This is a genomic window from Streptomyces sp. NPDC001732 (assembly GCF_053596315.1).
The window spans coordinates 163368-184005 of record NZ_JBSFFY010000007.1; the positions used below are offsets into that span (position 1 = coordinate 163368).

Genomic DNA, 20638 nt, shown 5'->3' on the forward strand with positions numbered 1-20638 from the left:
TGGCATTCGGCGCGCCGGGCGGCACGCCGACAGTGGACCGGGCATCGGGCCCGACAGCGGACCGGGCGGCGGGTCCGGCGCCGGGCTCATCTCAGCGGCGTACCGTCCTCGTGCAGCTGCATCTGGGGGCGGCCGGTCACCAACAGCCAGGCGGGCAGCGAGGCGACGCACAGGATCGGGAGCACGGCCGAGTCGCCGACCAGCACCGCCGCGGTGAACAGGCTCAGCCAGCCCTGCCGGGTGATGGCCAGCAGCACCCCCAACACCCCGCAGGTCACCGCGAGCGCCGGTGGCACCCGGTCGACGAGGGCATGGGCGCAGAGCCCCAGCGCGACTCCCACGAAGACGGCGGGGAAGATCCGCCCGCCCCGGAAGCCGCAGGTCGCCGCGATCAGCAGTGCGGCCGTCTTCACCACGGCCATGGCGGCGAACTCCCCGGCCGACCAGCCCTCCGGGGTGGCGGTGAGCGTCTTCACCTCGTCGAGCCCCTTGAACAGGGTCAGATGGCCGCCCAGGGCGCCCAGCAGGCCGAGCAGCAGCCCGCCGAGCGCCAGTGCCAGGACGGGGTGCCGCAGGGCCCGGAAGGCCCGGTGCACGTACGGGAAGGCGTACACCGCCAGCAGGCCGAGCGCCGCGCCCGCCAGGGCGATGACGGCGGCGGACAGCAGGTCGCCCCAGTGCGGACGGGTGTAGGGCGGCAGCGACAGGTCGAAGCTGGGGTGCGCCAGCAGCGTCATGGTGAGCGCCCCGGCGGCGGAGGCCGCGAGCGGCCCGAACAGCCGGTCCCACAGCGCCCTCGGCCCGGGGCGGGAGGCGAGGGTCTCCGAGAGGATCAGCGCGGCGGCGACCGGAGTGCCGAAGAGTGCGCCGACGGTGCCGGCTGCGGCCAGGGAGAGCCACAGCTCGGCGGAGGTGCCGGGCGCGAACCGGCGGCCGAGCCAGAAGGCCAGCGCGACGTTGGCGGCCGTGATCGGATTCTCCGGCCCGAGACTGACCCCGCTCGCCAGGGTGAGGACGGTGACGAGCAGCAGCCCCGGCACCACCGCCGGCGGCAGCGGCGGATCGACCAGCCCCGTGGTCGCCGGATCGGGCCCCGCGTGGCCGGGCACCGCCCGGATCAGCAGCCCGACCGCCAGCCCGCTCGCGGTCAGCATCGCGATCATCCAGAGCGTGGAGTAACGGCCGATCGAGAGCGCGTCGGGGAGCGTCTCCCAGAGCACGCCCTGCAACTTCTCCGCGAGCAGGCTCACACCGAGCAGGACGAGGGCGGAGGCGACCCCGACGGCCAGCGCGGGCACGATGACGGGCAGCAGCCGACGTGCGGGGGTGGACTCGGGGGCGGACCTGGAGAGCGGGGGAGAATCGGTGGCCACCGGACCACCATAACGGCGTAAAAGCCGCATAACTCCCCGATGGTGGCGAACGTGGAGGTGCCGCCGGGCGTGAGGTGCCGCAAGACGCGACGGTGTTCCGGCTTGCACCTCACGTGACGTCAGGATCCAGGATCGGGACGTACCCGAACGGAGAAGGGAGCGGGGAGTCGTGGACTACTCCGTGGGACAGGTCGCCGGATTCGCCGGAGTCACGGTGCGCACCCTGCACCACTACGACGGCATCGGGCTGCTTTCGCCCGGCGGACGCAGCCATGCCGGTCACCGCCGTTACGACGAGGGCGACCTCGACCGGCTCCAGCAGATCCTGTTCTACCGGGAGCTGGGCTTCCCGCTCGACGAGATCGCGGTACTGCTCGACGACCCGGAGGCGGACCCGCAGGAACACCTGCACCGCCAGCACCGGCTGCTGACCGACCGGATCGCCGAGCTCCGGAAGATGGCCGACGCCGTCGAGAAAGCCATGGAGGCACGGAAGATGGGCATCAACCTCACGCCCGAGGAGAAGTTCGAGGTCTTCGGGGACAAGGACCCCGAGGCGCACGCGGAGGAGGCCGAGCGCCGCTGGGGCGGCACCGACACGTACGCCGAGTCGCAGCGCCGCGCTGCGTCGTACAGCAAGGACGACTGGAAGCGGATGCAGGCGGAGGTCGCGGAATGGGGCGCCGCCTACGGCGCGCTGATGGCGTCCGGTGAACCGGCCACCGGCGAACGCGCGATGGAACTGGCCGAGGCGCACCGGCTCCACATCGGCCGGTGGTTCTACGAGTGCACCCCCGAGGTGCACCGGGGGCTCGGCGAGATGTACGTGTCCGACCCGCGGTTCCGCGAGTTCTACGAGTCGATGGGGCCGGGGCTGGCCGAGCACCTGCGGGACGCGATCGACGCCAACGCGGAACGCCTGCTGGCCTGACCGGGCCGCGCGGGCCGTGGCGGTCAGCGGCGGGCCGTGGCGGGGGCGCTCCGGAGCATCCCCGCCACGACTGCCGACCGGTCCGGCTCGACTTCAGTCGATCCCGTCCCGGTCCGTCCCGGCTTCCGCTCGGCTTTCGCCAGTCAGGCTTTCGCCGGTCACGTCCTGCTGATCACGGCCGCCGTGCCGTACGCGCAGACCTCGGTGCCCACGTCGGCCGCCTCGGTCACGTCGAAGCGCATCATCAGGACCGCGTTGGCGCCCCGGGCCCTGGCCTGCTCGACGAGCCGCTCCATCGCCTGGTTGCGGGTCTCGACGAGGGTCTTGGTCAGCCCCTTCAGCTCGCCGCCGATCATGGACTTCAACCCGGCGCCGATCTGGCTGCCGAGATGGCGGGAGCGGACCGTCAGCCCGAAGACCTCCCCGATCACCTGCGTCACCTGGTAGCCCGGTACGTCGTTCGTCGTGACGACCAGCACGTCCGACTGGGCCGTCTGCCCGCCGCCGTAATCCTCAATGCCCATTGTGTGGCACCTCCTGGAGAAAGCTTTGCCCCGGTTCGCCCGGTGTGCATCCCCGCACGGGCCACTGGAACCCGGAGGTGCCGTCCTGCGTTGATAGCTTTGGGCGGCCACGCAGCCGTCATCGATCGATCCAGGAGCCCGGACCCTTGAATACGCTTGCACTCGGACCGAGCTGGCTGGACCCGGACTATCTCATCGGGCAGTTCGGCCTGCTCGGTGTGCTGGTCATCGTCTTCGCAGAATCCGGTCTGCTGATCGGCTTCTTCCTGCCCGGCGATTCCCTGCTGTTCACCACGGGCCTGCTGGTGACGACGGGCAAGCTGCACACGCCGCTCTGGCTGGTCTGCGTCCTGGTGGCGCTGGCGGCGATCATCGGTGACCAGGTGGGCTACCTCTTCGGCCGCAAGGTCGGCCCGTCGCTCTTCAACCGCCCGGACTCCCGCCTCTTCAAGCAGGAGAACGTCGAGAAGGCGCACGACTTCTTCGAGAAGTACGGCCCGAAGTCGCTGATCCTGGCCCGCTTCGTGCCCGTGGTGCGTACGTTCACCCCGATCATCGCCGGTGTGAGCCGGATGAACTACCGCTCGTTCATCGTGTTCAACATCATCGGCGGGGTGCTCTGGGGCGTCGGCGTCACGCTGCTCGGCTCGGCCCTCGGCAAGATCGACTTCGTTCACAAGAACATCGAGGCGATCCTCATCCTGATCGTGCTCGTCTCGGTGGTGCCGATCGCGATCGAGTTCCTGCGGGCCCGCTCCAAGTCGAAGAAGGAAGCGGCGGCGGGCGGCGGCGAGGGCCGGGGCCCGGCCGCCGGGAACATCCCCTCCACGGGCCAGCGCGGCCGTCACGCCAAGCGCTGACCGCCGGTCCACAGCCGTACGAATCGGGCCGATCCGCAGCCACCACCCGGGCGGGTCGGCCCGAGCCGTACGTACGGGCAGGTCCGAAGCCGTGGCAGCCGTACGTACGGGCAGGTCCGAAGCCGCGGCAGTCGTACGTACGGGCCGCTCAGAAGCCGCGGGTCCGCTTGGCCGCACGGCGGTTCGCCCCACCGACCGCTCCCGGCACCCGCATGAACAGCCGGGAGATCTCGCTCCCCAGATTCACCCCGATCGCGATGGCCAGCGCCGTGGCCACCGCGGTCGACAGCGAGGCGAGTCCGGTGTTCACCCGCCCCTGCGCCACGGCCAGCAGACCGAAGTACGTGGCCGAACCGGGCAGCAGCGGGCCGATCGCCGCCGTGATGAACGGCAGCGACGAGGTGTACCGGTAGCGCGAGAACAGCTGCCCGAACAGGCCCACCAGACCGGCCGCCGTCGCGGTCGCCAGCACCGGCGAGATGTCGCCGGTCCGGGCCATCGCCCCGTAGATCACCCAGGCGACGGCGCCGTTGAGGGTCACCGCGAGCACCGTGGACCGGTCCTGCTGGAGCAGGATCGCGAAGGCGAAACAGAGCGCCATCGACGCCAGGATCTGCACCACCGGCCGGTCGTGGGGGACGAACCTGGCCTCGGGGTTCAGCTGGGCACCCAGCTGGAGCCCCAGGTACAGCACGAGCAGCACACCGACGACGATGCCGATGAACAGGTACATGACTTCGAGCAGCCGCGCGGCGGCGGTGATGTAGAAACCGGTCAGCCCGTCCTGCACGCCCGCCACCAGGGCCCGCCCCGGCAGCAGCGCGAACAGTCCACCGGTGATCACTGCCGAGGGCCGTACGTCCGACCAGTGGGTGATGGTCAGCGCCACGCCCATCGCGGCGGGCGGCATCGCGGCCACCACGAACTGGTAGAACTCCGGCAGCCCCCGCCCGGCGCAGAGCCAGGCGAGCCGGTCGCCGAGCATCGCGCCGACCGCCGCCACCACGAACACCAGCGGACCACCGCCGACCAGCACCGAGGCCGCCCCCGCGAGACCGCCGGCGGCCAGCGTCAGCACCCAGCCGGAGTACGGGTGGCGGTTGCGGCGGATCTCCGCCAGCCGCCGGTAGGACTCCTCCAGCGAGACCTCGACGTCCTCGGCGGTGATGTCGTCGATGAGCCGGAAGACCGCGGCCAGCCGGGTGTAGTCGGTGCCGCGGCGGCGCACGGTGCGGCTCGCCGTCACCGGGTCGTCGACCAGCGACGGCTGGTGCGAGATCGACAGCAGGGTGAAGGTGACGGTGGGCTCGCAGCGGTCCAGGCCGTAGCTGCGGGTCACCGCGAACATGGCCGCCTCGACGTCCTCGGCGCCCTCGCCGCCCGCCAGCAGCAACTCCCCGATGCGCAGCGTCAGGTCGAGCACGCGCGGCACCGCGGGCCCCACGTCGTCCGACTTCTGCACCGGCTCGGGCGCCGGGCGCTCGGCGACCGGCATCCGCAGCATCGTGCGCATCCGGTCCTGCCAGGGGGCCTCCTTGGTCAGCCGGATCATCGGGATGCCGTGGGCCGGGGTGAAGGCGGGTGGCGAGTGCTGGGCGCTGTAGGTGCTCGGCGGGGCGAAGGCGGAGCCGATCGTGTCCGAGCCCGACCCCTGGCCCGAGCCCTGACCGGAACCGGAAGCGGAACCCGTGCCCGACCCCGGGGTGTCCGCCAGACCGGCCGGAATGGCGAACTCCGACGTCGGGTGGTCGTCCTCGGAGGCGGGCGTGCGCTGCTCCACCCCGGCAGGTGGGACGAAGGCGCTGCGCGCCTCGTCGGACTGGGGCTTCTGGTCCTCCGGACCGCCCGGTTCCGCCACCACTCGCCCTCGCTCCTCGTCACTGCGCGTCCACGGCTGCGCTTGTGCCCAGTATGGCCGCGAACAAGCCCGTGAACGCCAGGAGGGCCGAAACGGAACACAGGGAGGGGCCACCCCGGGCCGTCAACGGCCCCGGGCCCGGCGGCTCCCGCCGCCCGGAGGAAGCCGTGCGATCGGCCGCCGTGCGCGCCGGGCGGACCCGGGCGATCGGCTGCCGTGCGCACTGGACGGACCCGCGCGACCGGCCGCCCGTGTGCGCCGGACGGTACGCGAAACGGGCGGCACTCCCACGGAAGGAGTACCGCCCGTTCCCGTACGGAACCGTAAGCGGAACCGTGTCACGTGCCTCGGTTCACGTGTTTCGGTTCATCTGCCCCGGCTCGCGTGACCCGGCCGGAGACCGGCCGCGGTCCGGAGGTCAGTGCGCGCCGCCCTGCGCCTCGAGGCGCTTGTAGGAGGCCTCGATCTCGGCCTCGGCCTCGGCGCGGCCGACCCAGTCGGCGCCCTCGACGGACTTGCCGGGCTCCAGGTCCTTGTAGACCTCGAAGAAGTGCTGGATCTCCAGGCGGTCGAACTCCGACACGTGGTGGATGTCGCGCAGGTGCTCCACCCGGGGGTCGGAGGCCGGCACGCACAGCAGCTTGTCGTCGCCGCCGGCCTCGTCCGTCATCCGGAACATGCCGATGGCGCGGCACTTGATGAGGCAGCCGGGGAAGGTCGGCTCGTCCAGGATGACCAGCGCGTCCAGCGGGTCGCCGTCCTCGCCGAGGGTGTTCTCGACGAAGCCGTAGTCCGCCGGGTAGCTGGTCGAGGTGAAGAGTCGACGGTCCAGGCGGATCCGACCGGTCTCGTGGTCCACCTCGTACTTGTTCCGCGAACCCTTCGGGATCTCGATGGTGACGTCGAACTCCACGGGTGGCTCCTCCATGATCAACACATACGACTGGTGATTAAGTGTCCCCCACGCAGATGTGTGCTCGCGAAAGGGGCTGGTCAACGGTGGACGAGCCGGTGAAGAGACCGTCGGTCAATCCGCTGGACAAGCTGAGCCGACTCACCCGCCGGGGTGCCGTGAACAGGCTGAAGGGACTGAGCGACCGGCAGTTCACCGCCGTCTCCGCCGGGCTCGGTCTGGTCCTCGCGGCCGGCGTCGTCCTTGCCGTCGGCCCCTGGGACTCGGGCCAGCGTAAGGCCGAGCAGGACTGGGCCGCCGCCCGGAACCGCACAGGTGGCGCACATCACGGCACCGGCACCCCCGACGGGCCGGAGCCCGCCCCCAGCGCCCCGGCCGTCCTCGGGGCCCTCGCCCCCGCCGACAACGCCGCCCCGGACGCCCGGCACACCCCGAACGGCGCGGCGTCGGACCTCCGCGCCGCCCTCGACCCACTGCTGAAGACCCCCGCCCTGGGCACCCGGCACACCGCCGTCGTCATCGACACGGCCGACGGCACCCGGCTGTACGGGCAGGGCGCCGGCACCCCCATGACCCCCGCCTCCACCGTCAAGATCGCCACCGCGGCCGCCGCACTGAGCGCGCTCGGCCCCGACCACCGCATCGCCACGAAGGTCCTGGCCTCCCCCGACCACCGCGGCCTCACCCTGGTCGGCGGCGGCGATCCCACCCTCGACCGGGCGGCCCTGCGCGCGCTCGCCGCCGGTACCGCACGCGCCCTCAAGGAGCACGGCGTCGACCGGGCCCACCTCTCGTACGACACCTCCCGCTACTCCGGGCCCGCGCGGCACCCGATCGGCCCCAACGAGAACATCGCGCCGGTCAGCGCCCTGATGGTCGACGAGGGCAGGCTCGACGACACCGACAGCGGACCCGCCCCGCGCAGCGACGACCCGGCGAAGGATGCCGCCCGCGCCTTCGCGAAGTTCCTCGACGACGCAGGGATCGCCACCGGGTCCGAACTGAAGCCGGGCCGCCCGGCCGCCGGGGCCCGGCAGGTCGCCGCACACCTCTCCGCCCCGCTCTCCGCCCTGGTCGAACGGGCCCTGACCAACAGCGACAACGACATCGCCGAGGCGCTCGCCCGGCAGACCGCCATCGCGGCGGGCGGGCCCGCCGACTTCGCCGGTGCCCGACGGGCCGTCACCGAGCAGCTGAAGCGGCTCCGCCTACCGACGGCCGGCGCCGTCCTCGCCGACGGCAGCGGACTGAACCGCAAGGACAAGGTCACCGCCCAGCTGCTGGCCGGCCTCCTCGCCCGCGCCGCCGACCCGGCCCACCCCGAACTGCGCCCCGTCCTCACCGGCCTGCCCGTGGCCGGTTTCACCGGCACGCTCAGCGACCGCTACACCGGGAAGTCCGAGGGAACCGGCCTGGTCCGCGCCAAGACCGGCACCCTCACCGGGGTGAACACCCTCGCCGGAACGGTCGTCGACAAACAGGGCCGACTGCTCGCCTTCGCCTTCCTGGCATCCGGCACCACCTCCCCGTCCGACGCCCAGTCCTCCCTCGACGCGCTCGCCACCAGCCTCGCCGCCCGCACCCGTTGAGACCCGGGCGACACCGCACCGCGGACGGACCCGAGCACGTACGGTTGACGCATGACGAGCATCGGTGGTGCCCAGATGGTCGACTGGAACCTCGCGGTCGCGACCGCGATCCGACTTGTCCGGCCGGGGCCGGAGATCAGCCGTGAGGAGGCCCGCGAGGTCGTCGCCGAACTGCGGCGGCACGCCAGGGCCTCGGAGGAGCACGTCCGCTCCTTCACCCGGATGATCCCCGAGGGGGTCGAGCCGGAGGACACCCCGGTCCTGGTCGTGGACCGGGCGGGCTGGATCAAGGCCAACGTCGCGGGCTTCCGCGAACTGCTCCGCCCGCTCCTGACGAAGATGCAGGACCGGCGCGCGGGCACCGCCGGCGGCGCCGTGCTCGGCGCGGTCGGCGGCAAGGTGACCGGCGTCGAGGTGGGGATGCTGCTGTCGTTCCTGGCCTCCCGGGTCCTCGGCCAGTACGAGACCTTCGCCCCCGCCACCCGCGAGTTCCCCGCCTCGGCCGGCGGCGGCAGACTCCTGCTGGTCGCCCCCAACATCGTCCACGTCGAGCGCGAACTCGACGTGGCCCCGCACGACTTCCGGCTCTGGGTCGCGCTCCACGAGGAGACCCACCGCACCCAGTTCACCGGAGTGCCCTGGCTCCGTGACCACCTCCAGGGCGAGATCCAGTCATTCCTCGACGAGACCGACATCGACCCGATGACCGTCCTGGAACGGCTCCGCGAGGCCGCCCAGTCCCTGGCCGGGGGCCGCCCCGAGGGCGAGGCGGGCGAGGACGGCGGACGCAGCCTGGTCGAAATCGTCCAGACCCCCGCGCAGCGGGAGATCCTCGGCCGGCTCACCGCCGTGATGTCCCTGCTCGAAGGCCACGCCGACTACGTGATGGACGGTGTCGGCCCCGAGGTCGTCTCCTCCGTCGGCGAGATCCGGGAGAAGTTCCAGCAGCGCAGGGCACGCGGCGCGAGCCGCCTCGACCAGGCGCTGCGCAAGCTCCTCGGGCTCGACGCCAAGCTGCGCCAGTACCGCGACGGCGAACGGTTCGTCCGCGCCGTGGTCGACGAGGTCGGCATGGACGGCTTCAACCGGGTCTGGACCTCGCCGAACACCCTGCCGACGAAGGCGGAGATCGCGAAGCCGGCGGACTGGATCGCGAGGGTGCACCGTAAGGCAGAGTCGTGATCACGGCGGGCGACTGAATGAAAACGCGCCGGTAATCACCCATCCGAGGGACCGTAGGGGCATGAGAAGGCGTGCAATGCTCGATGGACTGCTCGCCTCTGTCACCATCGACGCACTCTGAGTGACGGCACATCTCCCGTCCGCCACTTCGAGGCATCTCCCCAAACTTCACGAAGGGCACCGGACATGGGTCCCCATCCTGCGGTCGCGGCGATACGCCTGGCGGTCCGCCGCGTACTCCACGACGTACTCACCGAGCACACCCGAAGCGCCGGACACCTCCGGCGCACCCCGCGCCCCGAGCTCGCCGAAGCCGGTGCGGGCAGGCGGCGCGCCGCACTCCCCGAACGCCCCGACACCCCGCTGGTGCTGGTGGCCTGCTCCGGCGGCGCCGACTCCATGGCGCTCGCCTCCGCCCTCGCCTTCGAGGCCCGCAAACTCGACATCCGGGCCGGTGGCATCACCGTCGACCACGGCCTCCAGGACGGCTCCGACACCCGGGCCGCCGAGGTCGTCGACCGCCTCACCGCCATGCACCTCGACCCGGTCGAGGCCGTGGCCGTGCGGGTCGGCCGGGAAGGCGGCCCCGAGGCCGCCGCCCGCGACGCCCGCTACGCCGCCCTGGACGCGGCGGCCGAGCGGCACGGCGCCGCCGCCGTCCTGCTCGGGCACACCCGTGACGACCAGGCGGAGACCGTGCTGCTCGGTCTCGCCCGCGGCTCCGGCATCCGCTCGCTCTCCGGCATGGCCGCCGCGTCCGGACCGGCCGGCCGCTACCGCCGCCCCTTCCTCCAGCTCGATCGCCAGACCGCCCGCAAGGCCTGCCTCGTCCAGTCCCTGCCCGTCTGGGACGACCCGCACAACACCGACCCCGCCTACACCCGCTCCCGCCTGCGCCACGAGGGTCTGCCCGCCCTGGAGAAGGCGCTCGGCAAAGGGGTGGTCGAGGCCCTCGCCCGCACGGCCCAGCTCTCCCGCGACGACGCGGACGCCCTGGACACCTGGGCCGCCGAGGCCGACCGCACCGTGCGGGACGACGCCGGCCGCCTGGAGTGCGACAAGCTCTACGCCCTGCCCCCCGCCGTGCGCCGCCGGGTGCTGCGCCGGGCCGTGATGGAGGCCGGTTCCCCGGCCGGTTCGCTCTTCGCCCGGCACATCGAGGAAGTCGACCGGCTGATCACCGGCTGGCGCGGCCAACAAGCCATCAACCTGCCCGGACGGGTCGAAGCCCGGCGGCAGGGTGGCAGACTGGTCATTCGGCAGAGCTGAAGCACGAGCGGTCGGCCCGCAGGCGGACGGCCGCACGGATCACGGGGCGGCGCCCCCGTGACCGGCAGGCAGAGAAAGAGACGCGGGTGAACGAGAAGGACATGGGCACCGACCTCCAGTCGGTGCTCCTCCCCAAGGAAGAGATCGACGCGAAGCTCGTCGAGCTGGCCGCGAAGATCGACGCGGAGTACGCGGGCAAGGACCTGCTCATCGTCGGCGTCCTCAAGGGCGCGGTCATGGTGATGGCGGACCTGGCGCGCGCGCTGTCCACCCCCGTCACCATGGACTGGATGGCCGTCTCGTCGTACGGCGCGGGCACCCAGTCCTCCGGAGTGGTCCGGATCCTCAAGGACCTGGACACCGACATCAAGGGCAAGCACGTCCTGATCGTCGAGGACATCATCGACTCGGGTCTGACCCTGTCCTGGCTGATGTCGAACCTCGGCTCGCGCGAGCCCGCGTCCCTGGAGATCTGCACCCTGCTGCGCAAGCCGGACGCGGCCAAGGTCGCGCTCGACTGCAAGTGGGTCGGTTTCGACATCCCCAACGAGTTCGTCGTCGGATACGGACTGGACTACGCGGAGAAGTACCGCAACCTCCCCTTCGTCGCCACCCTCGCCCCGCACGTCTACGGCGGCTGACCGCCTCCCGGCACCCGTCGGGCCCGAGGCCCGGACCGGCCGGGGCCGACGGCGGGGAACCTTTCACCGGATCCCCGTCGTTGAGCCTCGGAAGGCGGGTTTTGACAGACGTACCCGGCAGTCGAGGGTGACAATGCTGGGGTACCGTCCGAAGAACAGTCTTTCTTTTCTCACAGCAGCATTTACCTACGGGCAGGAGGGACGGGGCGGTTTCGCCCCGTATGGATGGACGTGAAGCGATACTTCCGTGGGCCGGTCATGTGGATCGTGCTGGCCGTCCTCGCCGTGGTCGTGTTGATGCAGGTCGTCGGCTCGTCGGGCGGCTACAAATCGGTGGACACCGGCAAGGTGATCCAGGCGATCAGCAAGGACCAGGTGGAGCAGGCCAAGCTCACCACCGGTGACGAACAGATCATCAAGATCGAGTTGAAGAAGGGCCAGAAGCTCTCGGGCGAGTCCGGAAGCAAGTTCCAGGCGAGCTACATCGGCAACCAGGGCGTCCAGCTCGCCGACACGCTGCAGAAGAAGTTCGAGAGCGGCGCGATCGACAAGGGCTACACCGTCTCGCCGTCGAAGCAGTCCCCGTTCATCTCGATCCTCCTCTCCCTGCTGCCCTTCGTCCTGATCGTGGTCGTCTTCCTGTTCCTGATGAACCAGATGCAGGGCGGCGGCTCCCGGGTCATGCAGTTCGGGAAGTCCAAGGCCAAGCTGATCACCAAGGACACCCCGAAGACGACGTTCGCCGACGTGGCGGGGTCGGACGAGGCCGTCGAGGAGCTTCAGGAGATCAAGGAGTTCCTCCAGGAGCCGGCGAAGTTCCAGGCCGTCGGCGCCAAGATCCCCAAGGGTGTCCTGTTGTACGGGCCTCCCGGTACCGGCAAGACGCTGCTCGCGCGCGCCGTCGCCGGCGAGGCGGGCGTCCCCTTCTACTCGATCTCCGGCTCCGACTTCGTCGAGATGTTCGTCGGTGTCGGTGCCAGCCGGGTCCGTGACCTCTTCGAGCAGGCCAAGGCGAACGCCCCGGCGATCGTCTTCGTCGACGAGATCGACGCCGTCGGCCGGCACCGTGGTGCCGGGATGGGCGGCGGTCACGACGAGCGCGAGCAGACGCTCAACCAGCTGCTCGTCGAGATGGACGGCTTCGACGTGAAGGGCGGCGTCATCCTGATCGCCGCCACGAACCGGCCGGACATCCTCGACCCGGCGCTGCTGCGTCCGGGCCGCTTCGACCGGCAGATCGCGGTCGACCGGCCGGACATGCAGGGCCGTCTGGAGATCCTCAAGGTGCACCAGAAGGGCAAGCCGGTCGCGAAGGACGTCGACCTCGGCGCAGTCGCCCGCCGCACGCCCGGCTTCACCGGTGCCGACCTGTCGAACGTGCTGAACGAGGCGGCGCTCCTCACGGCGCGCAGCAACCAGAAGCTGATCGACAACAAGATGCTCGACGAGGCCATCGACCGCGTCGTGGCGGGCCCGCAGAAGCGGACCCGGATCATGTCCGAGAAGGAGAAGAAGATCACCGCGTACCACGAGGGCGGACACGCCCTGGTCGCGGCGGCCTCTCCCCAGGCGGACCCGGTCCACAAGATCACGATCCTCTCCCGCGGTCGCGCCCTCGGTTACACGATGGTGCTCCCGGAGGAGGACAAGTACTCCACGACGCGCAACGAGATGCTCGACCAGCTGGCCTACATGCTGGGCGGGCGCGCGGCCGAGGAGCTGGTCTTCCACGACCCGACCACCGGCGCGGCCAACGACATCGAGAAGGCCACGGCGACGGCCCGCGCGATGGTCACGCAGTACGGCATGACGGAGCGGCTCGGCGCGATCAAGTTCGGCGGCGACAACACCGAGCCCTTCGTGGGCCGGGAGATGGGCCACCAGCGCGACTACTCGGAAGAGGTCGCGGCGCTCGTCGACGAAGAGGTCAAGAAGCTCATCGAGACCGCCCACAACGACGCGTGGGAGATCCTCGTCGAGAACCGCGACGTGCTGGACAACCTGGTCCTCCAGCTCCTGGAGAAGGAGACGCTCGGCAAGGAGGAGATCGCCGAGATCTTCGCCCCGATCGTGAAGCGCCCGGCCCGTCCGGCGTGGACCGGCTCCGCCCGGCGTACCCCGTCGACGCGTCCGCCGGTGCTCTCGCCGAAGGAGCTCGCCCTCACCAACGGAGCCACCACGGCGAACGGCTCGGTCGTCCCCACGGACGCCGTCCCGGCCACCGAGGCGGTCCCGGAGGAACGCCCCGAGAGCTGAGTCCCACCCGCGTGTGGCCCCTCTCACGGGGGCGCTCCGGGCCCGGAATGGAAGCCGCGCCCCCACAGGTTCTAGCCTGTGGGGGCGCGGCTTTTCCGTACATCCGTGCGGAGACGTGCGCGAGTGACAGCTCAGAGGAACGAGGCACAGATGACCGACCCGGTGACGCTGGACGGCCAGGGCTCGATCGGCGAGTTCGACGAGAAGCGGGCCGAGGCCGCGGTACGCGAACTGCTCATCGCGGTGGGCGAGGACCCGGACCGCGAGGGACTGCGCGAGACGCCGGGGCGGGTGGCGCGGGCGTACAAGGAGATATTCGCGGGCCTGTACCAGGAGCCCGAGGACGTCCTCACGACCACGTTCGACCTGGGCCACGACGAGATGGTCCTGGTCAAGGACATCGAAGTCTTCAGCACCTGTGAACACCACCTGGTGCCGTTCCGGGGCGTCGCGCACGTCGGGTACATCCCGGCGACCACCGGGAAGATCACCGGTCTGTCGAAGCTGGCCCGGCTCGTCGACGTCTATGCCCGCCGCCCGCAGGTGCAGGAGCGGCTGACCACGCAGATCGCCGAGTCCCTGATGGAGATTCTGGAGCCGCGCGGGGTCATCGTGGTCATCGAGTGCGAGCACATGTGCATGTCGATGCGCGGCATCCGCAAGCCGGGGGCGAAGACGCTGACTTCGGCGGTGCGCGGGCAGCTGCGCGACCCCGCGACGCGCGCCGAGGCCATGAGCCTGATCATGGCGAGCTGACCCGGGGGGATCCGAGCAGCCGGGACGGGAGCGGGGAGCCGACGACGTGCGTCGGCCCGGTGTTTCCGGTCCGGTACCGGTGAGGGGCCGAGGGCCCGGTGACCGCTATGCGGCCGCCGAGCCCTTGTCGTCGTTCTCGTCGTCGGGGAGCTTGCAGATGCGTTCCAGCCAGAGGGCCGCGGCGACGACCGCGATGCCGGCCAGGACCGCGAAGCCCGCGTAGATCGCCTGGTCGCGGCGGGCCGGGATGTCGAGGGAGCCGAGCAGGAAGACGCCGATGCCGCCGTACATCCCGGAGACCAGGGCGACGACCAGGGCGCTGGCCTGGCCGAAGACGACCGCTCGGGCGGCCATCAGCGGTTCGACGCCCTTGGCCCCCGGCCGGCGCTCGCGCTGGGCGCGCAGCCGGGAACGGATCGAGAGCGCCGTGGCCAGCAGGATGACGGCGATCACCGCGAGCACGATCGGTGCGGCGAGGGGCACGCTCGGCAGACTGCCCAGGGAGTCCCAGAGGCGGGCCCCGCCCCAGGAGAGCACTCCGGCCGCGGCGAAGAGGCCGGCCAGTACCCCGAGCCGTAGTTGCTTCACCGAGTGGTCCGCCCTTCGCTGCAGTGGTCCGTGTGCCGAGGGTCCGGCCGTGGACGGCGTCCGTGCCGTCGGGGGCCGGGCCCGCTCGGCGGCGGACCTTTTCCGTGTCCGTCGAGCCTAACGACTACTCGGGCAGACGGAGTTCCAGATCGGGTCGGGGCAGCACGCCCTCCCGGCCGATCCGGGCCAGCAGCTCGGCCACGGGCCCGACGCCGGGCAGCTGGGCCCCGGGGTCGATGTCGTGCCACGGGGCGAGGACGAAGGCCCGCTCGTGGGCCCTGGGGTGGGGGAGGGTCAGCACCGGGTCGTCGGAGACGACATCCGCGTACGTCACGATGTCGACGTCGATGGTGCGCGGGCCCCAGCGCTCCTCGCGGACCCGGTCGAAGGCCTCCTCGACGGCCTGGCCGCGCTCCAGGAGGGACGACGGGGGGAGGGTCGTCTTCACGACGATCACCGCGTTGAAGTACGAGGGCTGGGAGCCGGGGGCGACGCCCCAGGGCTCCGTCTCGTACACCGGGGAGACCGCCTTGACCCGCAGGCCGGGGGTGTCCTCCAGGGCGTCGACGGCCCCCTGGAGGGTCTCCAGGCGGTTGCCGAGGTTGGACCCCAGGGAGATCACGGCGAGCTTGGGGTTGGACAGGGTGGTGTCCGCCGCGTCCACCTGCTCGACCACGGAGGCGGGCACCGGCTGGACGGTCGGGTCGCTCTGCCCCTCGGTGGAAAACGCAGTCATGCTCGGCTCCGGGTGATGGTGATGGTGACGTCGTCGAAGGGGACGGTGATCGGCGCGTCCGGCTTGTGCACCACGACCTCCACCTCCTCGACCCCTGCGTGCTTGAGGCATGTCTGGGCGATGCGTTCCGCGAGGGTCTCGATCAGGTCGACGGGCTCGCCCCGCACCACGTCGACCACTTCCTCCGCGACGATGCCGTAGTGCACCGTCTTCGTCAGGTCGTCGGCGGCCGCCGCGGGGCGGGTGTCGAGGCCGAGCACCAGGTCCACGATGAACGTCTGGCCCTCTTCCCGCTCCCGGGGAAAAACACCATGGTGTCCACGGGCCTTGAGGCCGCGCAGCGCGACACGATCCACGCGAATCACTCCTGCTGTCGTTGGGCGTAGAGACACGGGGCCGCGTGCGGACGGCGAGGTGCCCTCTTTCGAATCTACCTTCGGGCACCGACAGTGCCCGCCCGTGGGGGCCGTGGGCAGGACCTCACGGGGCTGGTAGCCGCGTATACCCGCCTCGCGGGGTTCCAACCCCTTTTCCGGGGTGCGCCCGCGCGCCCGCTCCCCGCCGGGAGGGGCGTTCTCCTGCCGGAAAAGCGGGGTTCTCCGGTGGCGGGAGGGGGTCAGGAGGAGGGCTCCTCGCCCTCCTCCTCCCCGCTCTCGGCCAGCACGGGCGAGCCGTGGTGGGACCAGAGCTTCCAGCCGTCGGGTGTGCGACGGAACACATTGGTCGCCACGACGAGTTGGCCGACCAGCGGGCCGAGCGCGCTGCCGTCCTCCGCGGGGCCGCCGCTGAGGATGTTCTCCGTGCAGGTCACCAGGGCGGTGTCACCGGTCATGGAGATGCCGACGTCGGTCAGGAAGAACTGGATGTACTCGGTGTTCGCCATGATCAGGGCGTAACTGCGCAGCACTTCGCCGCGCCCGGTCAGCACCGGCCAGCCCGGGTGGACGCAGGAGACGGTGAGGTCCTCGCCCGGCAGCCAGAGCCCGGAGAGCTCGTCGAAGTCGCCGCGCTCCATCGCCTCGTAGAAGGCGGTGTTGGCCCGTTCGACGGCCGCGATGTCGGCGGCTGCCTCCGCGTGCTCGTCGCGGCCCCCGCTCACGCGGCTCCCTCGACGGCACGGGCGACCCGTACGGCGTCGGCGGTGGCCCGCACCTCGTGGACCCGGACGGCCCAGGCGCCCGCGTGGGCGGAGAGCGCGGAGACCGCCGCGGTGGCGGCGTCGCGTTCGCGGGCGGGCGGCGGTGCGGCGCCCTCGCCGGCCAGTACGTGGCCGAGGAACCGCTTGCGGGAGGCGGCGACCAGCAGCGGGCGGCCCAGGACGCGCAACGCGTCGAGGCGGGCCACCAGGGCGAGGTCGTGGGCGGCCTCCTTGGCGAAGCCGAGACCGGGGTCGATCACGATCCGTTCCGGCGCGACGCCGCCCGCGACCACGGCGTCCATCCGTTCCCGCAGCTCCGAGACGACCTCGGCGACGACGTCCCCGTACACCGCCCGGCTGTTCATGGACTCGCTGAAGCCGCGCCAGTGCATCACTACGAACGGGGCTCCGGCCGCGGCGACGACCGGGACCATGTCCGGGTCGGCGAGGCCGCCGCTCACGTCGTTGACCAGGGCGGCTCCGGCCGCGACGGCCTCCTCGGCGACCCGGGCCCGCATGGTGTCCACGGAGACCGTGACCCCTTCGGCGGCCAGGCCCCGGACCACGGGGACGACACGCCGCAGCTCCTCCGACGCGTCCACCCGGCTGGCTCCGGGGCGGGTGGACTCGCCGCCGACGTCGATCAGGTCGGCGCCCTCGGCCACCAGGTCCAGGCCGTGCTTGATCGCGGCCGTGGTGTCGAACCAGCGGCCCCCGTCGGAGAAGGAGTCCGGCGTCACGTTCACGACACCCATGACCGCGCAGCGGTCCCACTCCGGCAGGCCCTGGACCGTGCCTCGTCCACGCAACGTACTCATGCGACCAGCGTAGGCCCCGTACGGTGCGGTGCTATGCCGCGCGTACGTGCTGCTCCTGCTCGGGGGCCGGGGTGTGGGCGCAGGGGCGGGGGGCCGGGGCCGGGAAACGGCGGGCGAGGGGGCGGGGCAGCGAGACGTTCACGAAGCCCTCCGCCCGCATGGCGGCGAGCGAGATGCGGGGCAGGTCGCGGGCGGCGCGGTAGACCACGAAGCGGGGTTCCCAGCGGGGCCGGAACTTGGCGTTGAACTTGTACAGCGACTCGATCTGGAACCAGCGCGACAGGAAGATCAGCAGTCCGCGCCAGACGCGCAGCACCGGCCCCGCGCCCAGCTTCTCGCCCCGGGCGAGCGCCGAGCGGAACATCGCGAAGTTCAGCGAGACGCGTTCGACGGAGAGCCGGGGGGCCGCCTGGAGGGCGGCGACGATCAGCAGTTCGTTCATGCCGGGGTCGGCGGAGCGGTCGCGGCGCATGAGGTCGAGGGACATGCCGTCGTCGCCCCACGGGACGAAGTGGAGCACGGCCTTCAGGTCGCCGTACGGGGAGTCGGCGGTGTGCTCGTCGGTCCTGTGGGCGGTTGCGACGATGCAGTCCCCGTCGGCGGGGTCGCCGATCCGGCCGAGCGCCATGGAGAAGCCGCGTTCGTTGTCGGTGCCGCGCCAGTCGGCGGCGGCGCGGCGGATGCGGGCCAGCTCGGCCTCGTCGATGTCACGGACGCGGCGGACCCGGGTCTCGTAGCCGAGACGTTCGATGCGCTTCACCATCTGGCGTACGTTGCGCATCGCCCGCCCGGCGAGCGAGAAATCCGCGACGTCCACCACCGCCTCGTCGCCGAGTTCCAGTGCGTCGAGGCCGGTCTCGCGGGTCCAGACCTCGCCGCCGGTCTCGCTGCAGCCCATCACGGCCGGGGTCCAGGAGTGGGCCTTGGCCTCGTCCATGAAGCGTTCGATGGCGCCCGGCCACGCCTCCACGTCGCCGATCGGGTCGCCGCTGGCCAGCATCACCCCGGACACGACGCGGTAGCAGACGGCGGCCTTGCCGCTGGGGGAGAAGACGACGCCCTTGTCGCGGCGGAGCGCGAAGTGGCCGAGCGAGTCGCGGCCGCCGTGCTTCTCCAGCAGGGCGCGCAGCCGGGCCTCGTCGTCCTCGGTGAGGCGGGCCGCCGGGTGTTCGGGGCGGAAGGCGAGGTAGATGGTGGTGACGGCGGTGAGCAGGCCGAGGGCGCCGAGCGAGTACCCCACGGTCCAGGAGGTGTCCCCGGAGTAGCCGACGGGGCCCTCGATGCCGAACATCCCGTACAGCACGTGCTGGAGGCGGTCGGCGATGCTGGGGTTGCCCACGACCCGGCCGGGGTGGGCGCTGACGACGACGAGCCCGAGGGCGATCGAGCCGGCGCCGAGGAGTACGAAGTTGGCCAGGGCCCGCCAGCGGCTCCGGGGGTCGGGCAGGGCGGCGAACTCGCCGCGGTGCCGGACCAGCAGCAGGCAGAGGGCCAGCGAGACGAGGGTGCCGATGACCGAGTGCCGGTAGGCGAACTGCGCCAGCGCCCCGGCCGGCAGCAGGACGACGGCGGCCCGCCAGGCCCGCCGCTTGCGCCGCTTGAGGCCGTGGGCGAGCAGCAGCAGGAGGACGCCCGCGCTCAGGGAGAGGGCGGCGGCGAACGGTCCGAGGGCGCCGGGCAGCACCTCGGCGAGGGTGTGCATCCGGCTGTGCCGGAAGCGCGGGAAGACGCCCGCCGCGACATCGATCAGGCCGACGGCGGTGCAGGCGGTGCCGACCAGGGCCGGTACGGACTCGGGGCGCGGGCCGTGGACGAACCTGCGTACAGGGCTCGGAACCGATCCTGATTTATCCCCATCTAGCGTGACAGACATCGCTTCCCGTGGTTCCGCGAGAGATTCTTGAGTCCTTCGGCCGTAGCCCTTCGGACGATGTGCGACTTGTAGGACGAGGCTTCCGGAACGGTGGTTCACCCGTCGGCCGGAAATTTCCAGACAAGAAAGCTCACCCCACCATGGGTCTCACCAGCAATGTGTTCCTGGGCCTGGTCGTCGCGCTGGCGGTGGCGTTCTTCGCCGCCACGGTCTGGCTCTGGCCCCGGCTGGCCCGCCGCGGCGTGCGCCCGGTGCTCGGCAGGGTCGGCCTGTTGCTGGTGACCCAGGTGACGCTCTTCGCCTCGGTCGGTCTGGTGGCCAACAACTCCTTCCTCTTCTACGGCTCGTGGGACGACCTGCTCGGCCGGAAGCAGGACCTGGGGGTGGTCACGGACCACGCGGCAGGGACGCTGGCCGCCAAGAACATCGTCCGGGTGGGCGCGCAGCTGCCGGACGTGCCGGGCGCCTCGCGGCCGGAGAGGAAGGGGCGGATCGACAAGGTCGTGATCTCGGGCCGGCGGTCGGGGATCGAGAGCTCGGCGTACGTGTACCTCCCGCCCGAGTACTTCCAGCCCGCGTTCGCCCGCCGGAAGTTTCCCGCGGTCGTCGTCCTCACCGGCTATCCGGGCATCGCGGAGAACCTCCTGAAGGGCCTCCGGTACCCGCAGACGGCGTACGAACGGGTGAAGGCCGGCCGGGCGCAGCCGATGATCCTGGTGATGCTGCGGCCGACGCTGGCGCCGCCGCGGGACACCGAGTGCGTGGACATCAAGGGCGGGCCGCAGACCGAGACGTTCCTCGCCGAGGACCTGCCGCAGGTGGTCTCGGACGTGTACCGGGTCGGCAGGCTGCCCCGCAACTGGGGCATCATGGGCAATTCGACCGGCGGTTACTGTGCGCTGAAGATCGGCCTCCACCACCCGGACCGGTTCGCCGCGAGCGTCGGGCTCTCCGCGTACTACAAGGCGGCCGAGGACCCGACGACCGGCGACCTCTTCCACGGCGACCAGCGGGCGCGCGACCGGGCCGACCTGATGTGGAGCCTGGACCACCTGCCGAAGCAGCCCGCCTCGTCCTTCCTGGTCACGACGTCCCGGCACGGCGAGGGGAACTACCGCGCCACGCAGCGGTTCGTCGCCAAGGTGAAGTCGCCCGCCCAGGTCTCGTCGATCGTGCTGGACAGCGGCGGGCACAACTTCAACACCTGGCGGCGGGAGATCCCGCCGGCGCTGGAGTGGATGAGCGGCCGGCTCAGCGAGAGCTGACGGGGCCGGGGGCGGGGCGGCGAGGCCGGGGGCAACGGGTTCGGGGTCCGGGAGCCAGGGGGCAACGG

At 71.6% G+C, this 20638-nt stretch carries 19 protein-coding genes; 9 read left to right on the top strand and 10 right to left on the bottom strand.

All coding sequences use genetic code 11. From position 1 onward, the window contains the following. Positions 1-86 precede the first annotated feature (86 nt). Positions 87-1373 (bottom strand): ion channel protein, encoded by a 1287-nt coding sequence (locus ACWCXX_RS10680; RefSeq protein WP_451125965.1) that lies wholly within the window; start codon positions 1371-1373, stop codon positions 87-89. A gap of 169 nt (positions 1374-1542) precedes the next feature. Between ACWCXX_RS10680 and ACWCXX_RS10685 the strand changes: the two genes are divergently transcribed. Then, positions 1543-2304 carry a MerR family transcriptional regulator gene (locus tag ACWCXX_RS10685; protein WP_451125966.1) on the top strand — a complete coding sequence of 254 codons (762 nt, stop codon included), beginning with the start codon at positions 1543-1545 and terminating at the stop codon, positions 2302-2304. Positions 2305-2462: 158 nt separating this feature from the next. Here the strand turns inward: ACWCXX_RS10685 and ACWCXX_RS10690 are convergent, their stop codons facing one another. Next, positions 2463-2828, bottom strand: coding sequence for a YbjQ family protein (locus ACWCXX_RS10690; RefSeq protein WP_451125967.1), 366 nt, complete (start codon positions 2826-2828; stop codon positions 2463-2465). A gap of 146 nt (positions 2829-2974) precedes the next feature. On the opposite strand from ACWCXX_RS10690, the gene ACWCXX_RS10695 reads away from it, so the two are divergent. Continuing rightward, positions 2975-3688, top strand: coding sequence for a DedA family protein (locus ACWCXX_RS10695; protein ID WP_451125968.1), 714 nt, complete (start codon positions 2975-2977; stop codon positions 3686-3688). Between the two features lie 148 nt (positions 3689-3836). Here ACWCXX_RS10695 and ACWCXX_RS10700 read toward each other — a convergent pair whose 3' ends face one another. After that, the gene (locus tag ACWCXX_RS10700) at positions 3837-5549 is read right to left on the bottom strand and encodes a threonine/serine ThrE exporter family protein (protein WP_451125969.1); all 1713 of its coding nucleotides are present in this window, start codon (positions 5547-5549) and stop codon (positions 3837-3839) included. Between the two features lie 415 nt (positions 5550-5964). After that, positions 5965-6459 (bottom strand): inorganic diphosphatase, encoded by a 495-nt coding sequence (locus tag ACWCXX_RS10705; RefSeq protein WP_003968257.1) that lies wholly within the window; start codon positions 6457-6459, stop codon positions 5965-5967. A gap of 56 nt (positions 6460-6515) precedes the next feature. Here ACWCXX_RS10705 and dacB point away from each other — a divergent pair, with 56 nt between their 5' ends. The 6 genes from dacB to folE all read left to right on the top strand — a co-directional run bounded on the left by dacB (position 6516) and on the right by folE (position 14152). Beyond that, the gene (gene dacB, locus ACWCXX_RS10710; RefSeq protein ID WP_451125970.1) at positions 6516-8048 is read left to right on the top strand and encodes a D-alanyl-D-alanine carboxypeptidase/D-alanyl-D-alanine endopeptidase; all 1533 of its coding nucleotides are present in this window, start codon (positions 6516-6518) and stop codon (positions 8046-8048) included. Positions 8049-8099: 51 nt separating this feature from the next. Further along, positions 8100-9230 (top strand): zinc-dependent metalloprotease, encoded by a 1131-nt coding sequence (locus tag ACWCXX_RS10715; protein WP_451125971.1) that lies wholly within the window; start codon positions 8100-8102, stop codon positions 9228-9230. A gap of 186 nt (positions 9231-9416) precedes the next feature. Further along, on the top strand, positions 9417-10499 hold the full coding sequence (tilS, locus tag ACWCXX_RS10720; protein WP_451125972.1) for a tRNA lysidine(34) synthetase TilS: 1083 nt from the start codon (positions 9417-9419) through the stop codon (positions 10497-10499). 101 nt (positions 10500-10600) lie between these two features. Further along, the gene (hpt, locus tag ACWCXX_RS10725) at positions 10601-11140 is read left to right on the top strand and encodes a hypoxanthine phosphoribosyltransferase (RefSeq protein ID WP_451126036.1); all 540 of its coding nucleotides are present in this window, start codon (positions 10601-10603) and stop codon (positions 11138-11140) included. Between the two features lie 225 nt (positions 11141-11365). Then, on the top strand, positions 11366-13396 hold the full coding sequence (gene ftsH / locus ACWCXX_RS10730; RefSeq protein WP_451125973.1) for an ATP-dependent zinc metalloprotease FtsH: 2031 nt from the start codon (positions 11366-11368) through the stop codon (positions 13394-13396). 150 nt (positions 13397-13546) lie between these two features. Then, positions 13547-14152, top strand: a complete 606-nt coding sequence (folE, locus tag ACWCXX_RS10735) for a GTP cyclohydrolase I FolE (protein ID WP_283852315.1) — start codon at positions 13547-13549, stop codon at positions 14150-14152. A gap of 105 nt (positions 14153-14257) precedes the next feature. On the opposite strand, the gene ACWCXX_RS10740 is transcribed toward folE, so the two are convergent. The 6 genes from ACWCXX_RS10740 to ACWCXX_RS10765 form a co-directional block, all read right to left on the bottom strand. Next, positions 14258-14740, bottom strand: coding sequence for a DUF3180 domain-containing protein (locus tag ACWCXX_RS10740; RefSeq protein ID WP_451125974.1), 483 nt, complete (start codon positions 14738-14740; stop codon positions 14258-14260). Between the two features lie 124 nt (positions 14741-14864). Further along, positions 14865-15476, bottom strand: coding sequence for a 2-amino-4-hydroxy-6-hydroxymethyldihydropteridine diphosphokinase (gene folK, locus ACWCXX_RS10745; protein ID WP_451125975.1), 612 nt, complete (start codon positions 15474-15476; stop codon positions 14865-14867). Beyond that, complete coding sequence (folB, locus tag ACWCXX_RS10750; protein ID WP_451125976.1) at positions 15473-15832, bottom strand: dihydroneopterin aldolase; 360 nt, start codon at positions 15830-15832, stop codon at positions 15473-15475. Before folB ends, folK begins: the two co-directional genes overlap by 4 nt. Positions 15833-16092: 260 nt before the next feature. After that, positions 16093-16575 (bottom strand): nuclear transport factor 2 family protein, encoded by a 483-nt coding sequence (locus ACWCXX_RS10755; RefSeq protein WP_451125977.1) that lies wholly within the window; start codon positions 16573-16575, stop codon positions 16093-16095. Continuing rightward, entirely contained in the window at positions 16572-17432 is an 861-nt protein-coding gene (gene folP / locus ACWCXX_RS10760) for a dihydropteroate synthase (protein WP_451125978.1), read from the bottom strand. The genes ACWCXX_RS10755 and folP overlap by 4 nt, the downstream gene beginning before the upstream one ends. A gap of 31 nt (positions 17433-17463) precedes the next feature. After that, positions 17464-19305: a phosphatidylglycerol lysyltransferase domain-containing protein gene (locus ACWCXX_RS10765; protein WP_451125979.1), complete on the bottom strand. Its 1842-nt coding sequence runs from the start codon at positions 19303-19305 to the stop codon at positions 17464-17466. Between the two features lie 140 nt (positions 19306-19445). On the opposite strand from ACWCXX_RS10765, the gene ACWCXX_RS10770 reads away from it, so the two are divergent. After that, positions 19446-20570: an alpha/beta hydrolase gene (locus ACWCXX_RS10770; protein WP_451125980.1), complete on the top strand. Its 1125-nt coding sequence runs from the start codon at positions 19446-19448 to the stop codon at positions 20568-20570. Positions 20571-20638: the final 68 nt, after the last annotated feature.

Excerpts from the sequence above, each read along its gene's own strand:
- folP (WP_451125978.1), bottom strand. The coding sequence starts at position 17,432 with ATGAGTACGTTGCGTGGACGAGGCACGGTCCAGGGCCTGCCGGAGTGG.
- ftsH (WP_451125973.1), top strand. The coding sequence starts at position 11,366 with ATGGACGTGAAGCGATACTTCCGTGGGCCGGTCATGTGGATCGTGCTG.
- tilS (WP_451125972.1), top strand. The coding sequence starts at position 9,417 with ATGGGTCCCCATCCTGCGGTCGCGGCGATACGCCTGGCGGTCCGCCGC.
- folK (WP_451125975.1), bottom strand. The coding sequence starts at position 15,476 with ATGACTGCGTTTTCCACCGAGGGGCAGAGCGACCCGACCGTCCAGCCG.
- hpt (WP_451126036.1), top strand. The coding sequence starts at position 10,601 with ATGGGCACCGACCTCCAGTCGGTGCTCCTCCCCAAGGAAGAGATCGAC.
- ACWCXX_RS10770 (WP_451125980.1), top strand. The coding sequence starts at position 19,446 with ATGGGTCTCACCAGCAATGTGTTCCTGGGCCTGGTCGTCGCGCTGGCG.
- dacB (WP_451125970.1), top strand. The coding sequence starts at position 6,516 with ATGTGTGCTCGCGAAAGGGGCTGGTCAACGGTGGACGAGCCGGTGAAG.
- ACWCXX_RS10765 (WP_451125979.1), bottom strand. The coding sequence starts at position 19,305 with ATGTCTGTCACGCTAGATGGGGATAAATCAGGATCGGTTCCGAGCCCT.
- ACWCXX_RS10690 (WP_451125967.1), bottom strand. The coding sequence starts at position 2,828 with ATGGGCATTGAGGATTACGGCGGCGGGCAGACGGCCCAGTCGGACGTG.
- folE (WP_283852315.1), top strand. The coding sequence starts at position 13,547 with ATGACCGACCCGGTGACGCTGGACGGCCAGGGCTCGATCGGCGAGTTC.
- ACWCXX_RS10715 (WP_451125971.1), top strand. The coding sequence starts at position 8,100 with ATGACGAGCATCGGTGGTGCCCAGATGGTCGACTGGAACCTCGCGGTC.